Genomic DNA, 26,212 nt, shown 5'->3' on the forward strand with positions numbered 1-26,212 from the left:
GGTCGGGCCGATGTCAGCGTCGCGGTATGTGACGAGGTCGCGCCGAATTCGACTCCCGAACCGTCACGTGTCGGGGTCGAACGCGGCGGCGAGCTTCTCGCGCATGGCGTCGCGGCGGAGTTGGCGGGCGCGGTCTTCGGAGAGGTAGTTCTGGAGGACGACGCTCGGGTCGGCGCTGCCCTGTTCGGCGGCGACGTCCTCGAGGCCGGCGACGACCGCTTCGAGCGTCTCGGAGTACCGGTCGTACCAGAACCGCCGGCAGAGTTGTGGCGAGGGGCGTTCGCCGTCGATCTCGTCGGGGAGGTCGGCGCGGTCGGCGAGCGCCTGGAACTGCCGCCAGACGGTCTGCCTCGTGACGTGGCCGGCGTCGGACTGCGGGGACGGGAAGAGGTAGCCGTTCCAGGCGTCGTGGTCGGCGAGTTCGGCGATGCGGTCGTCGAGGGCGTTCATGCCGTAGAGGAGGCTGACGCTCCCGGGGCCGTTCTTTCGCGACTCGAACTCGAGGCGGGGGACGTCGGCGGTGTCGCGGACGACCTGATGGCGGTGGAGGCTCGCGACCTCGTTCGCGCGGAGGCCCCAGGCGGCGAGGGCGACGACGAGCAGGTGCTCGCGTGGGTCGGCGGCGGCGTCGACGAGCGCCCTGACGTGCGCCGTCTCGAGCGCGGGCGTCGCACCACTGCTTCCGCTGTTCCACTTGAACTCGGAATCGAGGTCGCTCGCGGGGTTCGTCGCCGCGAGGCGGCGCGAGACGAGGTGGCCGTAGAACGCGTCGACGACGTTCGCGATCCGCTCGATCGTGCTCGGCGCGAGGTCCGAGGCTTCGTTCAAGTGGTCGAACGCGGCGAACACCTCGTCGACGGCCCGATACGCGGGCGCGTCGGCGTCGCGAGCGACCGGGTCGAGGAGGGCGACGTGGTCGTTCGCGGCGCGGAACGCGTCGAGGTACGCGTTCAGGCGATAGCGGAGGGTGTCGACGGAGGACGCGGAGAGGCTGTACCGGCTCTCGCGGCGGTCGAGGAAGTGCTCGAGGGCGTCGACGGTGGCGTCGTCGTCGGTCGCCCAGTCGTAGCCGTCGTTCGCGTCGGCGGCGACGTGAGCCGTCCAGAACTCGCCGAAGCTCTGGTCGTGGTGGCGGCGGAGTGCCGCGACGAACGACCGATGGCCGTTCGCGGCGAGCCAGTCGTGCGTCGGTTTCGTGGCCTCGACGTCGATGCCGTCGTTGGCGGCCTCGGGCGCAATATGACGCCAGAAGTAGCCCTGCATCTCGCCGAGGTCCTTGTCGGTCCAGCGAACGGACTCCGACGCCGCTGGAGCGGACGTCGTTTCGGTGTTATCTCGGGGCGTGTATGGGTCAGACATCGGTTGCGAGTACGGGCAGTTTCGACATCGGTTACGCGTGACGGCAGTCGAGTCGCCTACGGGTTCGTGTTAGAGATAGTAGTGTTTTGTGTATGTTACTGGCACTTGTCCGGGTCGGTTCACGCGCGCGCCACTACTGTACGTGAGTCGTTTCGTCGAGGAGCTCTCTTGGTGTGAATAGCGAGAGGTCGTCTCGACCCGTTGCCGTCTCTCGAAGGCCGCCAGAGAAACCACTCCGGCAGAAACAACAGTAGTGATAGTCGAGGTCGGCACCGTTCGGTGGTGTCCACTCGAGGACGCTCGCACTCCGTTCCAGGTCGGCCAGATCCCCTTCGTGCATTTCCCGACTCGTATACTTGCATTCACCTGCCACGACCGTCCCGTCCGTCGTGAGCCCGACGACGTCCAGTTCGTGCTGCTTGTGCCACCAGTACCCGATGCCCTGGAAGGTCTTCGACAGGAGTGCGGGAAGACGACGCTGGCAGACGCGCTCGAACATCGGGCCCATGTATTCCGTGAACGACGGTGCGATCAGTTCCTCGTAGGCGTCGTCGCCGAGCTGTTGGAGTTTCGCCGATTGCCCGTACACGTACCGGAACCAGAACCGGAAGAGGGGTTCGTTCAGTCGATACCGGCTCTTTCGGGTGCTCGTCGGGTCTGCGGTCACGGGGATGTCACGTTCGACGAGTCGCAGCTGGCGGAGGTTCGAGAGGTACGCGCCGAGTTTGTTCGAGTCGACGCCAGCGAAGTCGGCGATCTCGCTCGTGGCCCGTTTACCCGTCGCGATGGCTCGAAGAATCGTGTAGTAGGTTTGTGGTTCTCGTATCCCGAACTCCGTGCGGAGGAGGAACTCTGGCTCGTTGTGAAGGATGCCATGTTCCGAGAGGATGGTCGTCCGGATGTTCTCTGGGAGCGTTTTCGAGGCATCGAGCGCCTGAAGGTAGTATGGAGTGCCGCCGAAGACGCCCCACGTCTGGATGCTCTCGTCGGGCGTACTTGCAGGGTAGAGTTGCTGGGCATCAGTCAAGTCCAATGGTGGGAGGTCGATGGTAGCCGTACGACGGCCGTAGAGGGGGCTGCCGCCGCTGAGGACTTTGTCTTCCATGACGCTAATCGAGGAGCCGACGAGAACAAGCGTCATCCCGGTCTCTCGAAGATGCATGTCCCATACGCGCTGGAGTTTCGACGGTACAGCGTCGTCGGATTCGATGAGATACGGAAACTCGTCGAGGATTACGATCGCATCTTCCTCCCCGAGCGTCTGGAGGAGTGGTTCCCAGTCACGCTGGATGTTCGCTAGGCTCGGGTATGTTTCGGTGGCGGTGTCGACGAAGTCGTCGAGTTGGACGTGAGGCGTCTCCTCGGTGGCCTGCCAGTAAATCGCATCGTTCCGGTCGCGGATTGCTTCGCGAACGAGCTCGCTCTTCCCGAGGCGTCGACGACCGTACACGACGATGAGATCCGCAGCGTCGCGTTCGAACCGCGATTCGAGGAGTTCGAGTTCGGACGCACGGTTCACGAATTGACGCTGCGCCATATCCCTACCACAACAGAAGCCACCATAACGACTTCGATTATCTTAATCCTAATTTTGTTAATCAGGATTAGTATATTCGCGTCGGCGGACACGACCCCGAAGTGAAACGGGGAAGTCTGGCGACGAATATAGGGCGGCTTCGACGTTCGAAACCTGGGGGTGTGTGAAGGGTGGCGTCCTGCTGCCCAGTCCGAGGGGATCCGCTCGTAGCGCATTGTCCGATCAGGGCTCGAGGATTCGAGGGCGAGAATCCGCGGAGTAGGGCTGCCGTCCTCCTTGCGTAGGGCAACCCGTGGCACGAGTGCGCGTTACTGCTCGGTCTCGGGGTGACTCGCCCGTCGGCGTGGGCTGAGGGAGCCGAGGATGACGCGGTCGAGGGGGTCGGGGCCGTGCCTGTGGACGACGAGGCCGACGTTCGTCGTGAAGACGACGACGGCCGCGGTCAGGGCGATGCCGCCAGCGGCGGCGGTGGGGAGCGTCGTCCACTCGGCGGCGAGCAGGAGGACGGTACCACCCACCCAGAGGGTGCCGTCGGCGGCGGCGAGCCGGTGGTCGTAGAGGTCGTCGATCATCGGGACGGGCTCGAAGCCCAGGCGGTCGCTGTAGCGGTCCACCCAGATGATGAACGGGACGATGTGGTAGAGCGTCCCGAGGACGACCGCGCCGAGGACGCCGAGCGCGAGGAGGTGGACGGAGCCGGCAGCGCCGAACAGGTGCGCTCTCGCGGTGGGGTCGGCGAGCCACGCCGGGCCGGCCGTGACCGCCCACGTGGCGAGTGCGACCGCGACGACGGCGTAGCGCCGGTGCATGGGTTCCCAGTCGACGCGCATCTCGACGAGCTTCCGTCCGAGGACGACGGCGACCGCGAGTGCGCTCGCTAGCACGAGCAGTCCGCCGAGTCGTGCCACGATCGCCGAGTCCACGAGCCGACCGCCGGCGAGGAGGACGACGCCGACGGGGTGGGCGACGGCTTCGAACGACTGGAGGCGAAGGTCCACGTCGTGAAGCTCGGTCTGCGTGAACATCGTCCCGAGCTGGTAGAGCGCGCCGTACACGGTGGTCAGGACGGCGCCGAAGACGGCGACGGTCGCGTGCGCCTGCACGAGCTGCTCGTGGCCGACGGGGAGCGACGCGGTCGCGGGGTGGGTGAGGTCGACGGCGATCAGGATGCCGAGGAGGGTGAGGACGACGAAGAACCCGAGGGCGTACGCGAAGTGTCGTTCGGTCACGTCGTAGTCCTCGAGGGTGGCGAGCGTGCGCGCGACGTTGTACGCGAACGTCCAGAATCCCGCGAGCATCAGGAGGCCGAAGGCGGGGAGCCACGACGCGGAGCCGAACAGGAGCGTCCCGACGAATCCGGTGACTCCGGCGACGACGAGCACGAGTTGGAGCCTGGCGAGGCGCTCGGAGTGCAGACTCGTGCCCGACCAGACCGGGACGAACTGCGTCATCGCGCCCATGATCGTCACGCAGATCCAGCCGGCGAACAGCAGGTGGACCTGCGCGAGCGTGGCGAGGCCGGGGACGAGGTCCGCGACCGCGCCGACGCCGACGAGCGCCCCGGCCGCGAGAAACCCGAGGGCGACGAGGAAGTGCCGGAGCGGGACGGCGAGCGGGAGGTCGACGTCCGTGTCGATGCCGCCGGGGACGGCGCTCACGCCGCACCACTCGCGCCGTCGGCGTGGGCGCGAGAGAGTCGATGACTGGCGCTCATGGTCGAGCGTTCTGGCCGCTCCGTCCAGTAGTTGTGCCCGAACATCTCCGCCCGCGTTCCAGCCGACTGAGAACGCGGCTGCAGGGATTTGTGCGCGAGGCGGCTACCGGTCGGGTATGCGACCGCCAGCGGACACGGCCGAGCGACCGATGGTCCTGATCTGGGAGGTCACGCAGGCCTGCGAGCTCGCGTGCGAGCACTGCCGGGCGAGCGCGGAACCGGGGCGGCATCCCGACGAGCTATCGACGCGCGAGGGGAAGGCGTTGCTCGACGACGTCCGCGAGTTCGGCGACGGCCAGCTCGTCGTCCTCTCGGGCGGGGACCCGATGAAGCGCCCGGACCTCGTCGAGCTCGTCGAGTACGGATCCGACGCCGGGCTGTCGATGACGCTGACGCCGAGCGGGACGAGCGCGCTGACGGGGGACGCGATCGAGGAGCTCGCGGACGCGGGCCTCCGGCGGATGGCGGTGAGTCTCGACGGGGCGACGCCCGAGCGCCACGACGCCTTCCGTGGCGAGCCGGGGAGCTTCGAGGAGACGCTCCGCGCTGCCAGGGACGCGCAACGGGCGGGGCTCCCGCTCCAGATCAACACGACGGTCTGTGCGGGGACGGTCGACGACCTGCCGGCGATCGCCGACGTCGTCGCGGACCTGGGGGCCGTGCTCTGGAGCGTGTTCTTCCTCGTCCCAGTTGGACGGGGGCGCGTACTCGACCCGGTGTCGCCCGAGCGAGCGGAGTCCGTGATGGAGTGGCTCCACGACCGCCGGGGGACCGCTCCGTTCGGCATCAAGACGACGGAGGCGCCGCACTATCGCCGGGTCGGCCTCCAGCGCCGCGAGGACCGTGTTCGGGAGGATGCGGACGACGGACCGTCCGGGACGAGGCGGCGTGCCGGCATCGTCGCCGGCGACGGGTTCGCGTTCGTCAGTCACACCGGGGACGTCTATCCCTCGGGGTTCCTGCCGAAGGCGGCCGGGAACGTTCGCGACGACGACGTCGTGGACGTCTACCGGAACGCGGACCTGTTCGAGGCGCTCCGCGACCGGAGTCGACTCTCCGGGAAGTGCGGCGTCTGCGAGTACCGGCACGTCTGCGGCGGGAGTCGGTCGCGGGCGTTCGCGACGACCGGCGACCCGCTCGCGAGCGACCCGCTGTGTAGTTACGTGCCCGAGGAGTGGACGTCCGCGGACGCGAACGTCGCCGGCGACTGACGCAACGTCGCTGCCGAGTGAGGCGCCGTCGCTGCCGACGGACGCGACATCGCCACCGACTGATGCGCCTGCCGGCCGAAACCCGCGGCGAGGCGAACATCTTCGGGGAAATCGACAGCCTGCTGTGGGCGAGAGATGGAACTATGAGTGACCTCGACCGCTCGCTGCTGGAGGGGACGGACGCGCCGACGGACGCGCCGGTCGAAACGCTCGACGTGCGCACGCTCGGGCCGCCCGAGCCGCTCCGGCGGACGCTCGAGCTACTGCCCGAGCTGGACGACGACGTGGTGCTCGTCCAGTACAACGACCGGGCGCCACAGCACCTCTATCCGAAGCTCGACGACCGCGGCTATCGCTACGAGACGGTCGAGACGGGCGACGCGACGACGACGGTCGTCTGGACGGACGGCGACCGAAGTGGCGATGAGTGACCGCCCGTCGCCTCTGGTGGACGCTGCAGAGGTCCGCGAGGACGACGCGGAGATCCGGGCGGACGCCGCGGAGGTCCGAGACGAGCAGGTCGCGCGTGCGCTCCGGCGACTCGACGAGCACGGGGAACTGACCGCGGAGAAGCGAGCAGTCGTGGAACGGCTCGCGGACCGAATCACCGCAGAAGTCGACGACCTGTTCGACGCCGACGCTCTCTCGTGACGACGCCGACGCACGACTGTGACGACGCCGACGAGACGGGAGACGGCGATACGGGAGACGACGATACCGGGGACGACGACATCGGAGAGAACGTGCGCGCCCCCGATGGGGACGCAGGGACGGGTGGGGATGACAGCGCTGGAGCCCTGCTGCGGCGTGGCTACTGTTTCGGGAGCGTCGCGACGAACTCCGCGTCGCCGCGGCGCTCGCACGTGTAGTTCTCGGCGTCGAACGCGTCCACCTCGGCCTGGAACTCGTAGAACAGCGGCTTGGGTTCGTGGTCGTTGACTATCTCGAGGTCTTCGCCGCTGTCGAGCGCCTCGAAGGCGTCGTGGATCTTCGGGTGTCGCTCTCGCGGCGGTACGTCGCGGAGGTCGAGTGTGGTCGCTGGCATGCAATCTGGACTATCGGCCGGGACAGCGAAGGCCTTCGTGCGAAGATGTTCGGGTCGGGCTCCGGGGCAACCGGTGCCGCGTCGTGGCGAACACGTTCGGGGATACCGATAGCCGTACTGGCGACGAACGACCCCGTATGGACGTGCCACGCCCGTTCTCGAACGACGGCGACGACGATACGTTCGACCCGTACGACCAGTTCGTCCCGGAGTCGATCCCCGAACCGGGGCCGTTCCTCGAGGACCACGACGTCCTGACCGGCCGCGACCACGTCGCGTTCCACCGGCTCGCGCGAGAACTGTTCGAGGACCGCGGGGTGTACGACATGACGTTCGGGTACAACCTCGCGCGCCTGAACGTCGACCGCCGGCATCCCGACGCGGGCTTTCGGTACGCCCGCGAGCGCAACGGCGAGCGAGACGACGAGCGCGTGCTCCGCGCCGAGTTCACGCCAACGACGGCGTTCTGCCCGCAGAGCGACACGCTCACCGTCGGCGCGATGCGCGCGTTCAACGGCGAGAGCGACCGCCACGAGTACGACGACGTACGGGTGCGGGTCGCGCCCATGCACCACGAGGCGACGTCGATCAACGGGAAACTCTACGGGTCCGAGACGGCGTCCACGGACGACGACCCTGCGTCGACGACGGAGTCGAGCAGCACGCCCTTCTGAGGGTCGCGTAGAATCGACCGGGTTCGCCGGATTAGGTGTCGTGGGTGATGCGGACGTGCCACTCGTCCTGGGCGACCTGCTCGCTCTCGTAGTCGAACCCGCGGTCGGAGAGGACGTCGTACAGCGGCACGGGCTCGAAGCTATTGACGAGTTCCAGCGTCGCGCCTTCCTCGAGTTCGTCGAGGGCGGCGACGATGTCGCCGAACGGTTCGCCGTCGACTTCGCGGACGTCGAGGACTGTATCGGCCGTCATCGGTACATCGTTCGTCGAGCGAGTGGGTAGCGGTTGTCCCGAACACGTTCGTTCATGGCCTGGCGAGGTCGTCGACGTCCTCGTGCTGGACGAAGTCCTTGACGATCGCCTCCTCGGCGCGGTGGAGCGTGCTGGAGCACGTTGACTTCGCGATGCCGACGCGGTCGGCGAGGTCGGTCAGCGAGCACTCCCGGGGGGTGTCGTAGTAGCCGGCGTCGACGGCGGCGTCGAGCAGGTCGCGCTGGCGTTCGGTCAGGAGCCGACGGCGGTCGGTCTCCTGGCGGACGTACACGACGTGGAACGGGATCCCGAACTCCTCGAGTTGCTCGCCGAGCCGGGAGAGCTGGTCGGTCGACGCGGTCACCTCCCACGTCACCGTGCCGTCCCTGATGTCGAACGGCATCTCGAGGGGGACGCCCGACCCGCGAGCCGGCATGAGGAGGAGGGGGTCTGCGGTCTCGAACTGGACGAGCGCCTCGTCGTCGCCGTGCTGGAGGACGTCGATGCTCGTGATGTCGTCCTCGCCCTCCATGGTTCCGAGGACGGCGTCGGTCGCGTCGCCGTCGATCTCTATCAGCCCGACGCCGGTGAGGCCGTCGGGGATGGCTGCGAGGACGCGGATCCGCGTCTCCGGGTGCGCTCGCGTCACCCGGCCGAGCCAGATGCCTTCGGGGACGGTGAGTTCGAGTTTCGCGTTGGGCATACGAACGTGTCGTCGGCCCACGAACCCATCAATGTTGTCGAACATGTTCGGCTCGGTTGGTCTCGGCGGACGCGTTTCCGTTCCGGAAGGTTCGACTAGGCGGGGTCGCGTAGGTAGACGTATGGAAACCGTCACTGTGTCGAGGACGGTCGACGTGGACGCCGATAGGGTTCGAGCGGCGATGACGGACGTCGGTCCGTTCATGCGCGCCGCGGAGTTCTCCGAGGTGACGGTCGACGGCGACGTCGTCCACATCGCGAACCGGGTCGGACTGGCGACGATCGAACTGACGCTGGAGGTCGTCGACGAACCGGACACGGTCCTGACCTACGAGCAGCGAGACGGCATCTTCGAGGAGATGGTGACGCGGTACACGCTGGAAGAGACCCCCGACGGCGTCGAGGTCGAGGCGACCACGGAGTTCGCGGTCCAGGCGCGACTCGTCGGGCCGCTCCTCGACGCGACGGTCGTCTCGCGCCAGCGGCGCCGCGAACTGGACGCACAGTTCGACTACCTCGCCTCGCTCGCGGACTGACCGCACCCGACCGACCCAACTCGTCTAGGCGTCCTAACTACTCTTACAGTGTGATTCGTTACCAGACAGCGACGGCGTGGTGATCGAACATGTTGGGAACATCATTAACGCTCGACAACTCACAATCGTCGGGCATGGAGCTCACGCGAAAGACGATCGCGAAGTTCATCGCGGCGGCGTTCCTGCTCAACCTCGTCGTGATGGGTGCTGGTGCGTGGTTCGCGTACCAGGAGGCGCCGCCGATCCCCGAACGGGTGGAGGGGCCGGACGGCGAGACGGTCGTGACGGACGTCCAGATCAGGGACGGGAAGCGGGCGTTCCAGCGGAACGGGTTGATGAACCACGGGTCGATCCTCGGGAACGGCGCGTACTACGGCGAGGACTACACCGCGGACGCGCTCGAACTGAAGACCGAGCACATGCGGACGTACTACGCGCAGGAGCGGTACGGGGCCGCGTACGACGAACTCGGGTCGGCGGAGCAGGCGGCAGTCGACGCCGACGTGAAGGCCGACCTCGAGAGCGACTACGACGGAGGAACCATCGAGTACTCCGCCGCCGAGCTCTACGCGCACGAGCAGGTGCGAGAGGAGTACGTCGAGCGCTACAACGAGGGGAGTCACGACCGCGGCGTCCCCGAGGGGATGATCGAGAGCGAGGAGGACGCTCGCGAGTTCGCGGACTTCGCGATGTGGACGGCGTGGTTCTCCCACACCGACCGCCCGGGTGGCGATCACTCGTACACGAACGAGTGGCCGTACGCGCCCGCCGCCGGGAACGACGCCACGGGTGCCGCGATGACGTGGAGCGTCGTCGCGATGGTCCTCCTGGTCGCCGGTGCCGGGTTCGGCATCTGGCTGTACAACTCGGTTCGACTCCCCGAACCGTCGACGGAGGGGCTCTCGGTCCCGGAACCGGGGGACGTGAGCGTCTTCCCGAGCCAGCGGTCGGCGCTGCGGTTCGTGCCGGTCGCCGCCGGACTGTTCCTCGCGCAGGTCCTACTCGGTGGCCTGATCGCGCACTTCTACATCGAGCGCGCCGGGTTCTTCGGCGTCGAGGAGCTGTTCGGCGTTCACATCCTCCAGATCTTGCCGTTCGCGATCGCGAAGACGTGGCACATCGACCTCGGGATCCTCTGGATTGCCGCGACGTGGCTCGGCGCGGGCCTGTTCCTCCCGCCGTTGCTGACCGGACACGAGCCCAGGCACCAGTCGACGCTCGTCGACGGCCTGCTCGGTGCGATCGTCGTCGTCACCGTCGGTGGCCTCGGCGGCATCTGGCTCGGCGCGAACGGCTACCTCGACGGGTCGCTGTGGTGGTTGCTCGGTAATGAGGGGCTCGAGTATCTCGAGGTCGGGAAGATCTGGCAGGCGGGCCTGCTCGCCGGGTTCGGACTCTGGGCCGTCCTCTCCATTCGCGGTCTGAAACCGCTGCTCGACCGCGAGCCCGTGTACGGACTCGCGCACATGATCCTGTACGCCGGCGGCTCCATCGCGGTGCTGTTCACCGCCGGGTTCTTCTTCACGCCGACGACGAACATCGCGGTGACGGAGTTCTGGCGCTGGTGGGTCGTCCACATGTGGGTCGAGGGCGCGTTCGAGTTCTTCATCGTGGCCATCGTCGGGCTGACGCTGGTGTCGATGAACCTCCTGAAGCGCCGCAGCGCCGAGAAGGCGGTGATGCTCCAGGCGTTACTCGTGATGAGTACGGGCGTCATCGGCGTCTCCCACCACTACTGGTGGGTCGGGATGCCGGACATGTGGGTGCCGATCGGGAGCGTGTTCTCGACGCTCGAACTCATCCCGCTCGTGTTCATCCTCTACGAGGCCCTCGGCCAGTATCGCGCGATGACGGAGACCGGGACGTTCCCGTACCGGCTCCCGTTCATGTTCATCGTCGCGAGCGGCGTCTGGAACTTCGTCGGCGCGGGCGTGCTCGGGTTCTTCATCAACCTCCCGCTCATCAACTACTACGAGCACGGGACGTACCTGACCGTCGGGCACGCGCACGCGGCGATGTTCGGCGCGTTCGGGTTCCTCGCGCTCGGGATGGTGACGTACATGCTCCAGATCTCGATCGAGCCGAGTCGCTGGGACGGGTCGTGGCTCCGTGCGGCGTTCTGGTGCTGGAACGTCGGCCTGGCACTCATGGTGTTCGTGTCCGTCCTCCCGGTCGGATTCCTCCAGCTCGAGGTCGCGTTCACCGAGAGCTACGCCGCTGCGAGGAGTCTCGCGTTCTACGATCAGCCGATCGTCCAGAACCTGTTCTGGGCGCGGCTGCCCGGTGACACGCTCATCATCCTCGGAACGACGATTTACGCCGCGGACCTCGTCCGCAAGCGCTTCGTGCTCCGGGAGTCCGAGGACGACCCGTCCGTCGACGACATGGCGGTCGCCGAGGGCGTCCTCAACGACGACTGAATCGACTCCCCCTGGAAGCCGAGTGGACTGACTCCCGTTCGGGGAAGCCGAGCGAGAGCGAACATCTTCGCGACAACCGACTCGGGGGGAGCGCCCCGAGATGTAGTCGTAATGTCCGAACGGCAGCTCGACCTGCGCGAGATTCCGCCGCCGCAACGGCATCCGAAGATCTTCGACGCGTTCGAGGACCTCGACAGCGGGGAGGCGCTGACGTTGGTCAACGACCACGAGCCGAAGCCGCTCTACCACCAGATGACGGCAGAGATCGAGTCGTTCGACGCGGAGGGGTACACGGTCGACCGCATCGGCCCGAACGAGTTCGTCGCGACGCTCCCGAAGTTGTAAGGTGGAATATGTTCGGGCCAATCCTCTTCGAGGTACTGCTCGTAGACCCAACCACATGAGTTTAGGCCAACCTAAAAAATGGTGGGTGGATGGTTCGAGGATACTCCGTCCGACGGCCCGTCGAACGCGACGTCCGCGAACGGAGGGATCTGCGTGACGAAGACGAGCTTCGACGCGGAGCGAACCTACGGCGACGACAAGTTCACTGCGGTCGAGGTCGACCGTAGCGACCGGATGAAGGTCGTCTGCGGCTACTTCGAGCCCGGTCAGTTCATCCCAGTGCACGCCCCGGCGAGCGACGTCGCGATCCACGTCCGCTCCGGGACTGGACTCGTCCGCGACGGCGACGACGAGCACCGCGTCGAACCGGGCGACGTCGTCGTCGTCGACGCCGACACCGACCGCGGAATCAGGGCCGGCGAGGACTCGCGGCTCGAGGCCCTCCTCGTCACCAGCCCACCGCCCACCGACGCCGAGCACGAACCGGTCCGCGAAGGACTCCGAACGAACGACTTCGAACCCAAGAACTCATGACATCGATACGACCCCTCGACGAACTCGACGGCCACCCGCACGCGAACGTCTTCCCCGACGCGGAACCGAAGACGATCAGGCTCACGCTCGACGCCGACGAGTCCGTCGCCGCGCACTCGCATCCCGACCGCGAGATCGTCTTCTACCTCGTCGACGGCGCGATCGAACTGGACCTGGACGGGGCGACCCACGACCTGACGGCGGGCGACGTCGCCCGCTTCGACGGCGACCAGGAGATCGCGCCGCGAGCGCTCGAGGCGAGCACTGCGCTGATCGTCCTCGCGTCGCGCACGACCGACTGACCGGCTCTCTCCCTCACTCGCGTTCACTCTCCACTCCCTCGCGACGCGAACATGTACGGCGGTTTCGACAAGGGCGAGCGGGCGCTGCTTGCTCGTAGAGCTCGCGTGATACCGATAGCGTACGTCCCACTCGCCCTCGCATTGCTCGGCGGTCTCCTCTCCCTCGTGGATCCCGTTCCCGAAACGGTCGTCCTGGGACTCCTGTTCGGGTACTTCGCCGGAAAGCTCGTCCAGAGCGTCGTCTGGACGGTCAACGGGCCGCGGACCGCCGCCTGAGTTCGCGTAAACTCCCTTCACAAAGGACGAGAGCGTACCGTCAGGGCCGCGTCTACCCGTCGTTACGACCGCCCCGGAATGGCCCTAGGCTTCTAAGGGGGAACCGCCGAAACGTGCGGTCGGTTGAAGGAGCCAATGACCGGACACGCCGGGTTCAAGGATCGGACGCGGCTCGCGGCCGCTCGCGAGCGACTGCTCGACGCCGTCGAGCCCGTCGACGGGACCGACCGCGTCTCCGTGGCGGAGGCCGACGGGCGCGTCCTCGCCGGTGCAGTGACGCCCCGGCGCCCCGTCCCGCACTACGAGCGCGCGGCGATGGACGGCTACGCGGTCGTCGCCGAGAGCACGTTCGGCTCGAGCGAGCACTCCCCCGCGGTCCTCGACGTCGCCGAGCAGGAGTCAGATCCAGCGGAGACGCCAGCCGTGGACCGACGGACGGCCGTGCGCGTCCACACGGGGAGCGAACTCCCCGCGGGCGCGGACGCCGTCGTGATGGTCGAGGCGACGGAGACGTTCGGGGACGAGGTCGAGGTCCGCGAGAGCGTCACGGTCGGCGAGAACGTCGCGCCCGTCGGCGAGGACGTTCCCGGCGACGCCGAACTGTACGGGGACGGCCACCGGTTGCGGCCGAGCGACCTCGGCCTCCTCCGGTCGGTCGGCGTCGACGCCGTCGAGGCGTACGAGCCGCCGACGGTCGACGTGATCCCGACCGGCGACGAACTCGTCGACGCGGACCCCGACCCCGGGGAGGTCGTGGAGACGAACGCGCTCGCGGTCTCGCGGTACGTCGAGCGCTGGGGCGGCACTGCGACGTATCGCGACGTCGTCCCGGACGACCGCGCGGCGCTACGCGCGGCCGTCGAACGCGGCCTCACCGCCGACCTCGTCGTCACGACCGGCGGGTCCTCGGTCGGCGAGCGCGACCTTATCGCGGACGTCGTCGGCGACCGCGGGACGGTCCTCGAGCACGGCCTCGCCATCAAGCCCGGCCACCCCGTCGGGTTCGGCGTCGTCGAGGACACGCCGGTCCTCATGTTGCCGGGGTATCCGGTGTCGTGCATCGTGACCGCGGTCCAACTCCTCCGGCCGGCACTCAAGCGCGCCGGCCACCTCCCGGTGCCCGAGCACCCGCGGACGACGGCGACGCTCGACCGCAAGCTCGCGAGCGAACCCGGCGTCAGGACGTTCGCTCGCGTCTCGCTCGACCCCGGAGCGGATACGGATCCGGGCGCGGACGCGAACGCGACCGCCGGGCGTGCCGAGGCGGCCGCTGACGCCGACGCGGCCGCGGAGCGCGCCGAACGCCGCGCGGTTCCGGTCCGCACAGGCGGGGCCGGCGTTTTGTCGAGCGTCACCGACGCGGACGGCTGGGTGACGGTCCCGGAGTCCGTCGAGGGCGTCGACGCGGGCGAGCGCGTCGTCGTCGAGGACTGGGAGTATCGGCCCTGATCGACGACGGGAGTGGATGCTTCTCGGACCGACCGACGGCGACCGGAGGGGCACTTGAATGGTCGAGCGAAGGTATTCGCCCGGCTTCCCAGCTAGTAGTAATTTCAGGGGGTGCTTGTGGTGCTTGCGTCGTGAGGGTCGCGTATGCGCCGACACGACTCCGGAGAGTGGACCGCGCACGGAGGTGGGACGGTGTGAGTCTGTCGCGTCGCGACTTCCTGACCGCGGCGGGTGCGGGTTCGGTGGCCGCGCTCGCCGGTCGCGCGTGGGAGGCGACGGACGCCGTCGACCCCGTCACGGCCGTGGACAACCCCCTGAAGTCGTACCCGAACCGCGACTGGGAGCAGGTCTACCACGACATCTACAGCTACGACGAGGTGGACTGGACGGTCTGTCACCCGAACTGCACGCAGTCGTGCGCGCTGAACTTCTACATGAAGAACGGCGTGCCGATCCGCGCCGAGCAAGTGTACCACAACGAGGAGCCCTCGGTCGGCCCCTCGGGGTACGAGGACGCGGACGTCAGCCAGCACTGGAACCCCCGCGGGTGCATGAAGGGCCTGACGCTCCACCGGCGGACGTACGAGCCCTCGCGGATCAAGTACCCGCTCGTCCGGAAGGGCTGGAGTCCCGACGACCCGAACCCGGAGGGCCGCGGCGAGGACGAGTTCGAGCGCGTGTCCTGGGACGAGGCCGTGGACCTCGTCGCGGAGAAGATGGCGAACCTCGAGGACGAGAAGCGCTTCCACATCTTCAACGCGATCAAGTCCGACGGCCTGTTCACGCGTCACGGCTCCGGGCGACGGCTCGCCTCGATCTTCGGTGGCTGCGAGTGGACGGAGTACGACTGGTACGCCGACCTGCCGCCGGGACACGTCATGACGACCGGGTACCAGACGAGCGACTCCGACGCGTCGGCGTGGCGGGACGCGGACTACACCATCATCCAGGGGAAGAACCTCATCCACAACAAGCTCGCGGACAACCACTGGTTCCAGGAGACTCGCGAGCGCGGCGGCGAGATCGTCGGCATCTACCCGGACTACTCGCCGACCGTCCAGAAGTGCGATCGCTGGCTCCCGCTTCGACCGGGGAGCGACCCGGCGCTTCCGCTCGGGTTCGCGCACGTCATCATCGACGAAGAGCTGTACGACGCCGAGTTCATGCGGCAGTTCACGAGCCTCCCGCTGCTCGTGCGCGAGGACGACGAGAAGTACCTGCGAGCGCACGAGGTGTTCGAGGACCACGAGGCGCCGCCGGAGGATATCGACGACCAGCACGAGGCGGACGACTGGGGCGACTTCGTCGTCCTCGGCGAGGACGGCGACCTCCACGCGGTCACGCGCGAGGAGGTCGGGTCGGAGACGCCCGCGACCGCCCGTCTAGATGCCGAGACGACCGTTTCGACGGTCGACGGCGAGGACGTGACGGTCCGCACGGACTTCGCGCGCCAGAAGGCGAACGTCATGGCGAACTACGACCCGGAGACGGTCGAGGACATCACGACCGTCCCGGCCGACGCCATCGCGAAGACCGCGCGCGAGTTCGCCGCCGCGGAGAAGGGCCAGTGGTTCACGGGCGAGGGCATCAATCACTGGTTCCACGGGAACAGCGAACTCCAGCGGTCGATCTTCTTCGTGCAGTCGATGCTCGGGAACATCGGAGACAAGGGCCAGGGGTACTACAACTACTCCGGCCAGTACAAGATCGAGCTCCTGGACGGCTACCCGCAGTACGTCAACCCCGACGGCCACAGCGCGCACGGGATGTACCCCGGGTACGCGTTCGCGTTCTTCGGCGGCGAGTCGCTCGACCCCCACGAGATCCGCGGAGACTTCGACCGCGAGCTCGACCTCGTCCCGCAAGGAGACGCCACCGAGCCCGTGATGCCGAAGAACGCGGAGACGTACACGATGTCGAAGCCGACGGTGCTGTGGACGATGAACTGCAACCTCCTGAACCAGACCAAGCACCAGGAGCACGTCCTCAACAACTTCGTGAAACACCCCGAGACGGAGAACGAGCTGTTCGTCGTCTCGGACATGCACATGACGTACTCCGCGCAGCACGCGGACATCGTCCTCCCGGCGCCGTCCTGGCTCGAGTGCGAGTATCCCGACATCACGGTCGGGCCGGAGAACCCGTTCGTGACGATGGACCACGGCATCATGGACCCCATCTACGACACGAAGCAGGACGGGGAGGTCGTGGCGATGGTCGCCGAGAAACTCGACGAGAAGATCCCGCCCGAGGAGCGCAACGTGGACTCCTACCGCGAGTACTTCGCGGAGTTCCTCGACGACGACGGGGACGTCACGAACTACATCCAGGAGGCGTTCGACGCCGGGATGACGACGCAGGGTATCGACGTCGAGGACCTCGAGGACGGTCCGGAGCGCCTGAAGCTGAAGACGTATCCCAGAGTCCCGTTCTACTCGCAGATCCACGAGGACCGGCCGTTCTACACGAAGACCGGCCGGATGGAGTTCCACAAGGAAGAGGACCGGTTGCTCGAGCACGGTCGCGGTGACCTCGACCACATCGAGAGCGTCGAGGGGACGCCGTACGGTCGCGGCGAGAAGTGGTCGGAGGCGAAGGACATGGAGAACCCGATCTACGAGGACGGGTACGAGTTCTACTACAACACGCCGCACTCGAAGTACCGCACGCACTCGTCGTGGGGGATGACGGACTGGAACCTCATCTGGTCGTCGCGGGACTTCGGGAGCGTCTCGGGCGATCCGGAGGGGACCGAACGCCTCATAGACGACTTCTCGTTCCCGCAGGGCGAGGGCGAGACGGAGGAGGCGCCGGCGCTCGGGGAGGCGTTCGCGGAGATCCACCCGGACGACGCAGCGTCGATCGACGTCGAGAACGGCGACTACATTCGCATCAAGGGCGAGCGCGGTGACACCGTCGTTCGCGTGATGGTGAGCGACCGCCAGCGGCCGTCGACGGCCGGCGAGGAGTCCTTCGGGCAGGTGACGGTCTGGCACGGCTGGTGGCCGCAGCACTTCCCCGACGACGAGGACGCGGAGGGAGAGGACGGCGAGAAGGGGTTCAACGTGACGACGAACATCTGGCTCGACCCCGGCCAGGAGACCGACGACCTCGTCCACAAGGCCGTGTTCGGCGACCCGAACGTCTCCGAGGAGGTCTCGGAGGACATCGTCTGGCACGGCGCGGAGCTCGAGCACGGCTACGAGGAGACGGTGTGGGCGCCGACGGGCGTGAATCGCGACGACCTGATCACGATCGAGAAGTACCGGGAAGCGGACTGGTGGCCGGGCGACGCGCGCGAAGAGGACCGGTTCCAGTCGTACGTGGACGGCTCGCTGCAACCGAACGGTACCGGAGGTGCCGACTGAATGCCACAGACCTACAACCCGCAACTCGGCCACGAGCACAGTTACCCCTACGAGCACCGCCAGGAGGAGCGCGACTGGCACTGGGGGATGATCGTGAACACGAACCGCTGCATCAACTGCAACACGTGCTCGTTCGCGTGCAAGTCCACGTGGACGAGCGGCCGCGGCGAGGAGTACATGTGGTGGATGAACGTCGAGACCGAGCCGCTCGGCGGCTACCCGCTCGGGTGGGACGTGAAGCTGCTGGAGGACCTGGACGCCGAGCAGACGGTGTTCGACGCCGCCGGGGACGGCGAGAAGGTCCGCGGGTACATCGCGGAGAAGCAGGAGTGGGAGTACCCGGCGCTGGGCGACGATCAGGTCCACGGCGAGTACCCCGAGGGCGAGGTCGTCGAGAGCGACCCGTCCGAGGGCGAGTACCACGACATCTGGCAGTTCTACCTCCCGCGACTCTGCAACCACTGCAAGAACCCGGCGTGTCTCGCGGCGTGCCCGCGGAAGGCGATCTACAAGCGCCAGGAGGACGGTATCGTCCTGCTGGACCAGGAGCGCTGCCGCGGCTACCGGAAGTGCGTGAAGGGCTGCCCGTACCACAAGCCGATGTACAACCCGGAGACGGGGATCTCCGAGAAGCCCGTCGGGTGCTATCCGCGCATCGAGGAGGGGAACGTCCCCCGTTGTGTCTCCTCGTGCATCGGGAAGACGCGCCTGCACGGGAACATCAACCGCGGCCCGGACCGCGGGCACCCGGACGGCGTGCGGTCGGCCGCGGACGGTCGGTCGCCGATCAACTACCTCGTGCAGAGCGACGAGAAGGTCGCGCTCCCGCTGTACCCGCAGTTCGGGACGCGCCCGCAGGTGTTCTACATGCCCCCGTACCACGTGCCGCCGGACTTCCTCACGCAGATGTTCACGCCGAACACGACCGAGAAGCGCAACGACTGGCCGGGGAGCACGTACGAGGAGTCGATCAAGATTATCCAAGAGCGCGTGCGGAACCCGAGCCATCACGTCCTCGGCATCCTCCAGCTGTTCGGCGCGACGACGCGACTCATCGAGACGTACACCGTGAAGGAGACGCGCGTGAAGGGCTGGGACCGGAAGGGAAACCAGGTCGTTGACATCCCGTTCGACGAGGAGATGGAGGTCCGCGAGGGCGAACAGTGGACGAACCAGCCGTGAGGTGACGCCATGCAGGACCACACCACTCCCGACGACGCGACCGAGAACGACCTAACCGAGAACGAACCGGTCGAGAACGAGATGGACCCGGGGGAATCGAGCAGTCGAGCGTTCGGTGACGTCCGCGACGTGCCCGGGTTCCACGCGCGCCGCGGCGCGCTCTACGGGTTCGCGGCGACGGCGTTCCAGTTCCCGGACGAGGACGTGCTCGCCGACCTCGGCGACGCCGAGGTCCGCGACGCCGTCCAGGATGCGGCGACGGCCATCGCCGAGCGAGCGGACGCCACGGCCGCGCTCGCGGCCGCGGACGACGTCCAGCGACACCTCGCGGCGTGCTGCGAGCGCTTCGCGGCGGCCGACCCCGACGCCGTCGAGTCGGCGTACAACGACCTGTTCGGGTTGCCCGACGAGGGCTCGTACCCGGTCGTCCCCTACGAGGCGCACTACGCGACCGGCGGCGACGTGAGCGAGACCCAGCGGCGGGTCGCGACCGTCGTCGGCCTCCTCGAGCGCTTCGACCTGGAACCCAACGACGGGTTCGACGAGCGACGCGACCACGTCTCCGTCCTCCTCGAACTCGCGCAGGTGCTCGCCGCCCAGCGCGCGGTCGCGCTCGAGGAAGGCGACCTCGACGCCGCCGAGCGCGTCGCCGCGGCCGAGGCGACCGTGCTCGACGAGCACCTCACCGGGTTCGTGCCCGCGCTCGCACACGACGTCGCCGACGCCGTCGAAGCCACTGACGCCGTCGAAGCCACTGACGCCGTCGAAGCGACTGACGCGGTCGAAGCCATTAACGCCGACGACGCAGCCGACGACGCGCCGGCGGCGGCGGACGCGCGGTCGGGGTACGTCGCCGCGGCCCGGTTCGCGGCGGCGCTCGTCAGGTGGGACCACGTCGTGCACCCCGACCCCGACGTCGACACGACCGCGGTGCCGGGAGGTGATGGGGCGTGACCGACGGCCGAGCGGTCGGCGGCCTGCTGGAGCGGGTCGCCGACCGAGTGCCGACGGTCGACCGTCGCGCGGCGTTGCGCGCGTCGCTCGTCTCGCTCGTCACCGTGCTCGTCCTCGTCGCCGGACAGGCCGCGCTCACCGCGGCCGTCACGGGCGGGAGTCAGCCGATGCAGTCCACCGACGCCGTCCCGGTCGACCCAGAGTCGAGCCAGTGGGCGGACGCGCCGTCGCGGACCGCGAGCCTCTCCGAGCAACAGATGGCGCTCCCGCACGGCGGGGGGTCCGTCGAGGAAGTCGACGTGCAGGCGCTCTCGAACGACTCGCACGTCGGCTTCCGGCTGACGTGGGCCGACCGGACGAACGACACGTCGATGTCGTCGCCGGAGAACTACAGCGACGCCGCCGCGATCATGCTCCGGGGCGGCGAGTCGCCGCCGATCACGATGGGCGCGGCCGGACAGCCCGTCGACATCTGGTACTGGCGCGCGAACTGGCAGTACGCGAGCGGCGAGACGGCCGCCTGGAGCGGCGACATGTACTCGTACCCGCAGGACGACGAGGAAACTCGCCCCGGACTCGCGGCGGACAACCCGCTGTCGAAGCGGGACTACGAGGACTTCGGGCAGAACTACTACGCGAAGGGGTACGGCTCGCTGAGCGACGCGCCCGTCCAGCCCGTGACCGCTCGCGCGGAACGCACCGACGACGGCTGGTCCGTCGTCTTCGTCCGCGAACGCAACGCGACCGGCCAGTACGGCGCCGCGTTCGACGAACACGACCAGATGTACCTCGCGTTCGCGGTGTGGAACGGGAGCGCGGACGAGGTGAACGGCGAGAAGTCGATCACGCTCCGGTTCAGCACGCTCGACACCGACTCCGGCGAGCTCGGGCAGGCCGAGGTCGGCGGTGGGAGCGACGACGGCGGGAGCGATGGGGGAGCTGGCGGGAGCGGCGGGGGGACGACCGCCGGCGGCGCCGACGAGATTGTCGACCTCCTCTCGACGTACCTCGTGCCGCTGCTCGCGGCGATCGTCGTGAGCTGGACGATCGCGTACCGGAGGATGAGCCGATGACGGGCGACTACGGGAGCGCGACCGACCGTGCGCCCGCCGACGACGAGCCCGGGCTCCGCGAGGCCCTGGAAGGGGGGCCGGCGCCGGCGCGTCGGGACGCAGCGCTGGCGCTCGCGAGCGCCGCCGAGAGCGGGGTAGCGGACGCGACCACCGACGGAGGTGGCCTGGCGCCAGCGACCGTCGACGCGCTCGCTGCTCGCGTCCGCGAGGACTCGAGTTCGGACGTCCGGCAGTTCGCGGTTGAGGCGCTCGGCGTCGCCGGGGAGCGCGTCGACCCGATACGTGACGCGCTCGCGGACGACGACGAGTGGGTGCGCGCCGAGGCCGTCGTCGCGCACTCGCGGGTCGCTCCGGGTGACGTCGACGTCCTCCGAGACGTGCTGGCGTCCGACGACTCGGGATGGGTACGGCGGAACGCCGTCGTCGCGCTCGGGAAGGCGGGCGGGGCATCGCACGCCGACCTCGTCGAGTGCATCAAGACCGACCCGCACCCCGCGGTCCGAGAGTACGCCGCGCAGTTCCTCGCGGACGTCGTCGACGACGTCGAGGAGGCCGAGCGCGTGCTCGCCGCGGTGCTCGCTCGCGAGGCGAACGCGTTCGTGCGAGCGAAGGCCGCGGAGAGCCTCGGGGAACTCGGCACGGACCGCGCGGAGACCGCGCTCGAGGAGTACGGCGTCACCGATCAGAGCGAGGACGTCGTCCGCACCGCGACGCGCGCGCTCGCTGACGCTCGCGGCGTCGACCCGGACGCGCTCGACGTCGACGCGAACCTCGACGACCCGGCCGAGGGTGCACCGGGCACTGGCCCGGACGCACCGGACGAACGAGCGCTCGAACTCGGGACGCGAACCGGCGGCGAACCCACCGCCGGACCCGGGGGCGCACCCGGGTTCGACCCCAGGGAGCACCTCGACGCCGACCTCGACGACAGGAACTGACCATGCCATACGAACTCGACTCTACGCCCGACGAACCGGCGTCGGACGAATCGACCGGCGAACCGACCACCGACCACTCGACGGCCGACGCCAGCGACTCGACGACCGACGCCAGCAATTCGACGACCGAGGAGGACGCGACGGACGGTAGCGAGGCATCGGACGCGCGAAGCGCGGGGGAGACGCTCGAGGACGCCGTCGGCGTCGCCATCCCGGACGAGCACGTCGGCGCGTTCGTCGCGGAGGCGTTCGAGGACGCCGAGCGCGACACCACGTGGGCGGACGTCGTCGACGCGTTCGTCCCTCCGAGCGCGCGGGAAGCGTGGAACGACCTGTCGACGCGCGACCAGGCGACGGCGGTCCTCGACCGGGCGGCGGGCTACGACGATGACGCGATCGCGGCGTTCGAGTCCATCCCGCGCTCGTTCGGGGGCGACCTCGACCCCGAGGCGCTCGACGAGGCGCTGCGGTGCCGGCGGAACGCCGACCAGTTCCGGGACGGCGTCGCGGACGCCTACGGCGACGGCGTCCTCGACGACGACGCGCTCGTCGGCGCGGTGGAGGACTCGGCGTTCGACAACGAACTCGTCGCGCGTCGCGAGCGCCTCCTCGAGGAAGTCGACGAGTACTACGACGTCGACTTCCGGCCGTACGGCGGACAGCTGTTCGACGCGGAGGAGGGCCCGGACCCGGACGTCGATCACGACGCGAACGCGACCTGGTGACCATGACCGACGACCCCACCGACCCCCCCGACGGCAGCGAGCAGAGCCCGACCGACCCCGACGCGGACGGCCGAGACGCCCCAGACGAGTACGCGGACGGCCCGTCGCCCGAGCGCGTCCGGGAGGCGCTCGCGGACGTCACCGACCCGGACCTCGGCGGCGACGTCGTCGCCTCCGGGCTCGTCGAGTCCGTCGACGTCGACGACGGCGTCGTCACCGTCCGGGCGTCGTTCGCGGGCCTGGACGACGAGACGAGCGACGTCCTCGTCGACCGCATCCGGACGGCCATCCTCGGCCTCCCCGGCGTCGAACGCGCACAGGTCTCCGCGAGCGGCGGCAACCCTGGCCAGCACGCCGAAGCGCCCCAGCATCACGGTGGCGGCCATCACGACGACGGGAGCCACGGCGGCCCGCACCGTCCGGACGACGTCTCGGTTCCGGGCGTCGACCGCGTGCTCGCGGTGGCGAGCGCGAAGGGCGGCGTCGGGAAGACGACGGTCGCGACCCAGCTCGCGCGAGCGCTCTCGGCCGGCGGCGAGACGGTCGGGCTGTTCGACGCGGACGTCTACGGCCCGAACGTGCCCAGCTTGCTGGACGTCGACGACGTGCTCGGCGCGACCGACGACGGCCGAGCGAAACCGGTGGATGCCGACGGCATACAGACCGTCTCCGTGGGGTTCATCGCGAACGACGAACCGCTCGCGTGGCGCGGCGCGATGGCCCAGGAGGCCGTCGTGGAGCTCCTCGGGGATGCGGCGTGGCGGGACGTCGACACGCTCGTCCTCGACCTCCCGCCGGGGACCGGCGACGTCGTGCTGACGGTCCTGCAGTCGGTGCCCGTCGACGCGGCCGTCCTCGTCACGACGCCGTTCGCGACCGCGACGAGCGACACCGCGCGGAGCGCGACGCTGTTCCGCGAACAGGGCATCGACCTCCTCGGTGCCGTGCACAACATGGCGTCGTTCGTCTGTCCGTCCTGCGGCGACGCGCACTCGCCGTTCACCGACGACGGGAACCACTCGACGGAGTCCGGAGACGACGTCGATCCGGACGTGGACGTCCTCGCGGAGCTCCCGCTCTCGGACGCGATGCGGGACGCGACCGGCGACGTCCCCGACGAGTTCGACGCGCTCGCGGACGCCGTCGCCGCTGGACTCGAGGACCTCGACGGGGTCGACCTCCCGCCGGAGGCGCTGGACCTCCGCGGCGTCCCGGATCGCGCCCGCCACGACCAGGTGCGCGCCGAGTACGATGCGCTCGAGGCTGGCGAGGCGCTGTTCGTGCGGACCGACCGCGACCCGAACCCGCTCGCGAGCGCGCTCGCAGACGCCGTCGACGGCCCACCACCGACCGTCGACGTGGACCGACGCGGCCCCGAAGAGTACGCGCTTCGACTCGGCGTCCGCGACCCCGACGCCTGCGAGTGCCACGATCACGCGGCCGGCGAACCGGCCCGCCCCCGCTAACCGCTCATCCGTCTTCGTCCCCACGGGCGGGGTTCTCCGCGACCAGTCGCTCGAGTTCTGCGCGAGTGTCCGTGTCCGCGACCGCGAGCGGCGACGCCCCGACGTCGGAGAGTGCGACTTCCCTCACCTCGAGGCCGTCCAGTGCGTCGCGGAGTCGCCGGTTTCCTGCCGCGAGCGCGTCCGCGACCGACGCAGCGAGCGGCGCCGTCCGGTACGCGGCACACGTCGGCTTCCGGAATCCGTCGTCGTCCACCGGCACCGCCGCGTCGGGCGGCCTCGTCGCGTCCGGTGATCCGTCCGCGTCGTCGACCGGCGCTGCGTCATCGACCGGCGCTGCGTCGTCGACCATCGCGGCCAGTTCGGCGAGGAACCGGGGGTCGAGGAAGGGGAGGTCGCACGCGACCACGACAACGCGCCGAGCGTCCACCTCGTCGAGTGCGGTATCGAGGCCGACGAGCGGACCCTCGTCGGGTCGGTCGTCGACGGCGAACCGGACCGGGACCGCCACGTCGGCGAGCGCGCGCTCGAAGGCCTCGCGCTGGTCTACGCGACAGTTCACGACGACCTCGTCGGTCGCCGCGCCCAGGCGTGAGACGACGCGCGCGAGCATCGGCGTCCCGTCGACGGCCGCGAGCGCCTTGTCGCCGCCGTCGAACCGCGTCGACCGACCGCCTGCGAGCACCACACCGACTGCGGACGCGTCGTCGTCGACGCGCTGCTCGCTGCCGCTCGCGTTCGCGTCGACGCGCTCACCTCTGGCGCGACCCGTCATTCCCCCGGTCGTTCTCGCGCCACCCACCTAACCCCGTCGGCGCCCGCCCGGGGCGATGCGGTCGAATCGGCCGCCCGCCGAACCCCTATCCGACTCGAGGACCTACGAACTGGGAATGAGTGACTCCGAGTCGGCGCGTCGACGACCCCAGATACACACCGCGGAACGAACCACGGTCTCGCAGGACCAGGGTGCGTTCAGGATCCACCTGGACTTCCCCGGTCGCGCCGTCCCCGACCACGACGACCACGGGTACGGCCCGCTGGCGACCGTCGTCGAGTCGTTCATGGACCCGGGGACGCTGATCCGGATGCACCAGCATCGCGACGAGGAGATCGTCTCGTGGGTGCCGGCGGGCGTGATGCGCCACGACGACCGCCACGGCAACGAGCTGGTCACGGACGCCGAGCACCTCATGGTGATGAACGCCGGCAGCGGCTTCTGGCACGCCGAGGAGACGTACGAGGACGACCCGCCGCTGCGGATGCTCCAGATCTTCGTTCGCCCGCACAGCCTCGACCTCGAACCCGACATCCAGCACGAGCCGATCCCCGACCCCGTCGCGAACGAGTGGCGGCACCTGTTCGGCCCGGAGGGGAGCGACGCTCCGCTGTACGTCCGCAACGACGTCCACCTCCACGACGCGCGTCTCGACGCCGGCGCGTCCGTCACGCTCCCCGGTCGACCCGGGTGGGACACGTACTGCTACGTGTTCGACGGTGCCGTGACCGTCGGCGACGAGCCGGTCGGGTACACAGAGAGCGCGCTCGTCGTCGGCGACGGCGACGTCACTGTCACCGCGACCGAGGACACGACCGTCGTCGCGTTCACCATCGATCCCGACGCCCCGATCACTCGCAACGGAACGATCGGGCGCTGAGGACGGTTCGCGGGCCGGGAGCCGAGCGACTGGGCCGGTCGCGCACGAGCCGCGACCCCATTCACTCCGTCGGCTGCTCTTGTTCGAGAGCCATTGCATTGGCGAGGAGTATTGCCGCCGTCGGGAGCATGAACAGGCCGATTGTGAAGTTCCAGAATCCCAGGAGGAATTGCCCGAGGGCGCCGACGAACAGGAGTTTCGCGCGGTCGTACACTGCACCGGTGGCGCCGACCCATCCGACGAGGGCGACGACGGCGAACAGCACGAGCCGCGACGTCCTGTAGCCGGGTGCGCGAAGCGTGAGGAGGAGCAGGAGCGTCAGGAGTGCGACGGCGACGACGGACGCCCCGCGGAGCACGTCGAGCGTGGAGTACCCGCCGGTCATACGAGAACTCCGCTCGATTCGGCACTAAAGTTTTCCCTCGGGATCTGTCCGAAACGTTCTCACCGGACGCGTTCGTCGCGGGGAACGCCTCGGGTATCTACGTCTGACGACG

27 protein-coding genes are annotated in these 26,212 nt (G+C 68.8%); 19 read left to right on the forward strand and 8 right to left on the reverse strand.

The window, feature by feature from the left end:
- Positions 1–63 precede the first annotated feature (63 nt).
- The 3 genes from G9C85_RS14145 to G9C85_RS14155 form a co-directional block, all read right to left on the reverse strand.
- The gene (locus G9C85_RS14145; RefSeq protein ID WP_166041136.1) at positions 64–1,359 is read right to left on the reverse strand and encodes a site-specific integrase; all 1,296 of its coding nucleotides are present in this window, start codon (positions 1,357–1,359) and stop codon (positions 64–66) included.
- A gap of 133 nt (positions 1,360–1,492) precedes the next feature.
- Entirely contained in the window at positions 1,493–2,896 is a 1,404-nt protein-coding gene (locus tag G9C85_RS14150) for an ATP-binding protein (protein WP_166041138.1), read from the reverse strand.
- A 308-nt stretch (positions 2,897–3,204) separates the two neighbouring features.
- A complete protein-coding gene (locus tag G9C85_RS14155; RefSeq protein ID WP_166041139.1) occupies positions 3,205–4,554 on the reverse strand; it encodes a hypothetical protein in 1,350 nt (449 codons plus the stop codon).
- A gap of 172 nt (positions 4,555–4,726) precedes the next feature.
- On the opposite strand from G9C85_RS14155, the gene G9C85_RS14160 reads away from it, so the two are divergent.
- The 3 genes from G9C85_RS14160 (at position 4,727) to G9C85_RS14170 (ending at position 6,472) form a co-directional block, all read left to right on the forward strand.
- On the forward strand, positions 4,727–5,821 hold the full coding sequence (locus tag G9C85_RS14160) for a TIGR04053 family radical SAM/SPASM domain-containing protein (RefSeq protein WP_166041141.1): 1,095 nt from the start codon (positions 4,727–4,729) through the stop codon (positions 5,819–5,821).
- Positions 5,822–5,964: 143 nt separating this feature from the next.
- Positions 5,965–6,252, forward strand: coding sequence for a DUF2249 domain-containing protein (locus G9C85_RS14165; protein ID WP_193570767.1), 288 nt, complete (start codon positions 5,965–5,967; stop codon positions 6,250–6,252).
- Positions 6,245–6,472: a hypothetical protein gene (locus G9C85_RS14170; protein ID WP_166041145.1), complete on the forward strand. Its 228-nt coding sequence runs from the start codon at positions 6,245–6,247 to the stop codon at positions 6,470–6,472. The genes G9C85_RS14165 and G9C85_RS14170 overlap by 8 nt, the downstream gene beginning before the upstream one ends.
- A 160-nt stretch (positions 6,473–6,632) precedes the next feature.
- Here G9C85_RS14170 and G9C85_RS14175 read toward each other — a convergent pair whose 3' ends face one another.
- Positions 6,633–6,866: a DUF2249 domain-containing protein gene (locus G9C85_RS14175; RefSeq protein ID WP_166041147.1), complete on the reverse strand. Its 234-nt coding sequence runs from the start codon at positions 6,864–6,866 to the stop codon at positions 6,633–6,635.
- Positions 6,867–7,003: 137 nt separating this feature from the next.
- On the opposite strand from G9C85_RS14175, the gene G9C85_RS14180 reads away from it, so the two are divergent.
- On the forward strand, positions 7,004–7,540 hold the full coding sequence (locus G9C85_RS14180; protein ID WP_240148904.1) for a hypothetical protein: 537 nt from the start codon (positions 7,004–7,006) through the stop codon (positions 7,538–7,540).
- A gap of 31 nt (positions 7,541–7,571) precedes the next feature.
- Here the strand turns inward: G9C85_RS14180 and G9C85_RS14185 are convergent, their stop codons facing one another.
- A complete protein-coding gene (locus G9C85_RS14185; protein ID WP_166041149.1) occupies positions 7,572–7,793 on the reverse strand; it encodes a DUF2249 domain-containing protein in 222 nt (73 codons plus the stop codon).
- Positions 7,794–7,845: 52 nt separating this feature from the next.
- The gene (locus G9C85_RS14190; RefSeq protein ID WP_166041151.1) at positions 7,846–8,496 is read right to left on the reverse strand and encodes a helix-turn-helix domain-containing protein; all 651 of its coding nucleotides are present in this window, start codon (positions 8,494–8,496) and stop codon (positions 7,846–7,848) included.
- A 121-nt stretch (positions 8,497–8,617) separates the two neighbouring features.
- Between G9C85_RS14190 and G9C85_RS14195 the strand changes: the two genes are divergently transcribed.
- From G9C85_RS14195 to G9C85_RS14260, 14 genes are all read left to right on the forward strand, one after another.
- Entirely contained in the window at positions 8,618–9,031 is a 414-nt protein-coding gene (locus tag G9C85_RS14195) for an SRPBCC family protein (protein ID WP_166041153.1), read from the forward strand.
- 134 nt (positions 9,032–9,165) lie between these two features.
- Positions 9,166–11,451, forward strand: coding sequence for a nitric-oxide reductase large subunit (locus G9C85_RS14200; protein ID WP_166041155.1), 2,286 nt, complete (start codon positions 9,166–9,168; stop codon positions 11,449–11,451).
- A 111-nt stretch (positions 11,452–11,562) separates the two neighbouring features.
- Positions 11,563–11,796 carry a DUF2249 domain-containing protein gene (locus tag G9C85_RS14205; protein ID WP_166041157.1) on the forward strand — a complete coding sequence of 78 codons (234 nt, stop codon included), beginning with the start codon at positions 11,563–11,565 and terminating at the stop codon, positions 11,794–11,796.
- 153 nt (positions 11,797–11,949) lie between these two features.
- A complete protein-coding gene (locus tag G9C85_RS14210; protein WP_166041159.1) occupies positions 11,950–12,330 on the forward strand; it encodes a cupin domain-containing protein in 381 nt (126 codons plus the stop codon).
- A complete protein-coding gene (locus tag G9C85_RS14215) occupies positions 12,327–12,632 on the forward strand; it encodes a cupin domain-containing protein (protein ID WP_166041161.1) in 306 nt (101 codons plus the stop codon). Before G9C85_RS14210 ends, G9C85_RS14215 begins: the two co-directional genes overlap by 4 nt.
- Positions 12,633–12,737: 105 nt before the next feature.
- Positions 12,738–12,908 carry a hypothetical protein gene (locus G9C85_RS14220; protein WP_166041163.1) on the forward strand — a complete coding sequence of 57 codons (171 nt, stop codon included), beginning with the start codon at positions 12,738–12,740 and terminating at the stop codon, positions 12,906–12,908.
- Positions 12,909–13,043: 135 nt separating this feature from the next.
- Positions 13,044–14,357 carry a molybdopterin molybdotransferase MoeA gene (locus tag G9C85_RS14225; RefSeq protein WP_166041165.1) on the forward strand — a complete coding sequence of 438 codons (1,314 nt, stop codon included), beginning with the start codon at positions 13,044–13,046 and terminating at the stop codon, positions 14,355–14,357.
- Between the two features lie 194 nt (positions 14,358–14,551).
- On the forward strand, positions 14,552–17,725 hold the full coding sequence (locus G9C85_RS14230; RefSeq protein ID WP_166041167.1) for a molybdopterin-dependent oxidoreductase: 3,174 nt from the start codon (positions 14,552–14,554) through the stop codon (positions 17,723–17,725).
- Positions 17,726–18,907: a 4Fe-4S dicluster domain-containing protein gene (locus tag G9C85_RS14235; protein WP_166041170.1), complete on the forward strand. Its 1,182-nt coding sequence runs from the start codon at positions 17,726–17,728 to the stop codon at positions 18,905–18,907.
- 9 nt (positions 18,908–18,916) lie between these two features.
- A complete protein-coding gene (locus G9C85_RS14240; RefSeq protein WP_240148905.1) occupies positions 18,917–19,861 on the forward strand; it encodes a molecular chaperone in 945 nt (314 codons plus the stop codon).
- A complete protein-coding gene (locus G9C85_RS14245; protein ID WP_369680826.1) occupies positions 19,858–20,934 on the forward strand; it encodes an ethylbenzene dehydrogenase-related protein in 1,077 nt (358 codons plus the stop codon). The genes G9C85_RS14240 and G9C85_RS14245 overlap by 4 nt, the downstream gene beginning before the upstream one ends.
- Complete coding sequence (locus G9C85_RS14250) at positions 20,931–21,872, forward strand: HEAT repeat domain-containing protein (protein ID WP_166041172.1); 942 nt, start codon at positions 20,931–20,933, stop codon at positions 21,870–21,872. Before G9C85_RS14245 ends, G9C85_RS14250 begins: the two co-directional genes overlap by 4 nt.
- A gap of 2 nt (positions 21,873–21,874) precedes the next feature.
- The gene (locus tag G9C85_RS14255) at positions 21,875–22,597 is read left to right on the forward strand and encodes a hypothetical protein (protein WP_193570769.1); all 723 of its coding nucleotides are present in this window, start codon (positions 21,875–21,877) and stop codon (positions 22,595–22,597) included.
- Between the two features lie 2 nt (positions 22,598–22,599).
- Positions 22,600–24,063, forward strand: a complete 1,464-nt coding sequence (locus tag G9C85_RS14260) for a P-loop NTPase (protein ID WP_166041174.1) — start codon at positions 22,600–22,602, stop codon at positions 24,061–24,063.
- Positions 24,064–24,067: 4 nt separating this feature from the next.
- Here the strand turns inward: G9C85_RS14260 and G9C85_RS14265 are convergent, their stop codons facing one another.
- Positions 24,068–24,835 carry a molybdenum cofactor guanylyltransferase gene (locus G9C85_RS14265; RefSeq protein WP_166041176.1) on the reverse strand — a complete coding sequence of 256 codons (768 nt, stop codon included), beginning with the start codon at positions 24,833–24,835 and terminating at the stop codon, positions 24,068–24,070.
- A gap of 115 nt (positions 24,836–24,950) precedes the next feature.
- On the opposite strand from G9C85_RS14265, the gene G9C85_RS14270 reads away from it, so the two are divergent.
- Entirely contained in the window at positions 24,951–25,715 is a 765-nt protein-coding gene (locus G9C85_RS14270) for a pirin family protein (protein ID WP_166041179.1), read from the forward strand.
- Positions 25,716–25,776: 61 nt separating this feature from the next.
- Here the strand turns inward: G9C85_RS14270 and G9C85_RS14275 are convergent, their stop codons facing one another.
- Entirely contained in the window at positions 25,777–26,100 is a 324-nt protein-coding gene (locus G9C85_RS14275) for a hypothetical protein (protein ID WP_166041181.1), read from the reverse strand.
- Between the last annotated feature and the right edge of the window lie 112 nt (positions 26,101–26,212).

The sequence above is a fragment of the Halorubellus sp. JP-L1 genome, assembly GCF_011440375.1.
Lineage (GTDB): Archaea > Halobacteriota > Halobacteria > Halobacteriales > Natrialbaceae > Halorubellus.

Excerpts from the sequence above, each read along its gene's own strand:
- G9C85_RS14250 (WP_166041172.1), top strand. The coding sequence starts at position 20,931 with ATGACGGGCGACTACGGGAGCGCGACCGACCGTGCGCCCGCCGACGAC.
- G9C85_RS14175 (WP_166041147.1), bottom strand. The coding sequence starts at position 6,866 with ATGCCAGCGACCACACTCGACCTCCGCGACGTACCGCCGCGAGAGCGA.
- G9C85_RS14225 (WP_166041165.1), top strand. The coding sequence starts at position 13,044 with ATGACCGGACACGCCGGGTTCAAGGATCGGACGCGGCTCGCGGCCGCT.
- G9C85_RS14270 (WP_166041179.1), top strand. The coding sequence starts at position 24,951 with ATGAGTGACTCCGAGTCGGCGCGTCGACGACCCCAGATACACACCGCG.
- G9C85_RS14265 (WP_166041176.1), bottom strand. The coding sequence starts at position 24,835 with ATGACGGGTCGCGCCAGAGGTGAGCGCGTCGACGCGAACGCGAGCGGC.
- G9C85_RS14255 (WP_193570769.1), top strand. The coding sequence starts at position 21,875 with ATGCCATACGAACTCGACTCTACGCCCGACGAACCGGCGTCGGACGAA.
- G9C85_RS14235 (WP_166041170.1), top strand. The coding sequence starts at position 17,726 with ATGCCACAGACCTACAACCCGCAACTCGGCCACGAGCACAGTTACCCC.
- G9C85_RS14180 (WP_240148904.1), top strand. The coding sequence starts at position 7,004 with ATGGACGTGCCACGCCCGTTCTCGAACGACGGCGACGACGATACGTTC.
- G9C85_RS14150 (WP_166041138.1), bottom strand. The coding sequence starts at position 2,896 with ATGGCGCAGCGTCAATTCGTGAACCGTGCGTCCGAACTCGAACTCCTC.
- G9C85_RS14170 (WP_166041145.1), top strand. The coding sequence starts at position 6,245 with ATGAGTGACCGCCCGTCGCCTCTGGTGGACGCTGCAGAGGTCCGCGAG.
- G9C85_RS14275 (WP_166041181.1), bottom strand. The coding sequence starts at position 26,100 with ATGACCGGCGGGTACTCCACGCTCGACGTGCTCCGCGGGGCGTCCGTC.
- G9C85_RS14160 (WP_166041141.1), top strand. The coding sequence starts at position 4,727 with ATGCGACCGCCAGCGGACACGGCCGAGCGACCGATGGTCCTGATCTGG.
- G9C85_RS14215 (WP_166041161.1), top strand. The coding sequence starts at position 12,327 with ATGACATCGATACGACCCCTCGACGAACTCGACGGCCACCCGCACGCG.
- G9C85_RS14185 (WP_166041149.1), bottom strand. The coding sequence starts at position 7,793 with ATGACGGCCGATACAGTCCTCGACGTCCGCGAAGTCGACGGCGAACCG.
- G9C85_RS14240 (WP_240148905.1), top strand. The coding sequence starts at position 18,917 with ATGCAGGACCACACCACTCCCGACGACGCGACCGAGAACGACCTAACC.
- G9C85_RS14190 (WP_166041151.1), bottom strand. The coding sequence starts at position 8,496 with ATGCCCAACGCGAAACTCGAACTCACCGTCCCCGAAGGCATCTGGCTC.
- G9C85_RS14165 (WP_193570767.1), top strand. The coding sequence starts at position 5,965 with ATGAGTGACCTCGACCGCTCGCTGCTGGAGGGGACGGACGCGCCGACG.
- G9C85_RS14205 (WP_166041157.1), top strand. The coding sequence starts at position 11,563 with ATGTCCGAACGGCAGCTCGACCTGCGCGAGATTCCGCCGCCGCAACGG.
- G9C85_RS14260 (WP_166041174.1), top strand. The coding sequence starts at position 22,600 with ATGACCGACGACCCCACCGACCCCCCCGACGGCAGCGAGCAGAGCCCG.
- G9C85_RS14195 (WP_166041153.1), top strand. The coding sequence starts at position 8,618 with ATGGAAACCGTCACTGTGTCGAGGACGGTCGACGTGGACGCCGATAGG.
- G9C85_RS14145 (WP_166041136.1), bottom strand. The coding sequence starts at position 1,359 with ATGTCTGACCCATACACGCCCCGAGATAACACCGAAACGACGTCCGCT.
- G9C85_RS14200 (WP_166041155.1), top strand. The coding sequence starts at position 9,166 with ATGGAGCTCACGCGAAAGACGATCGCGAAGTTCATCGCGGCGGCGTTC.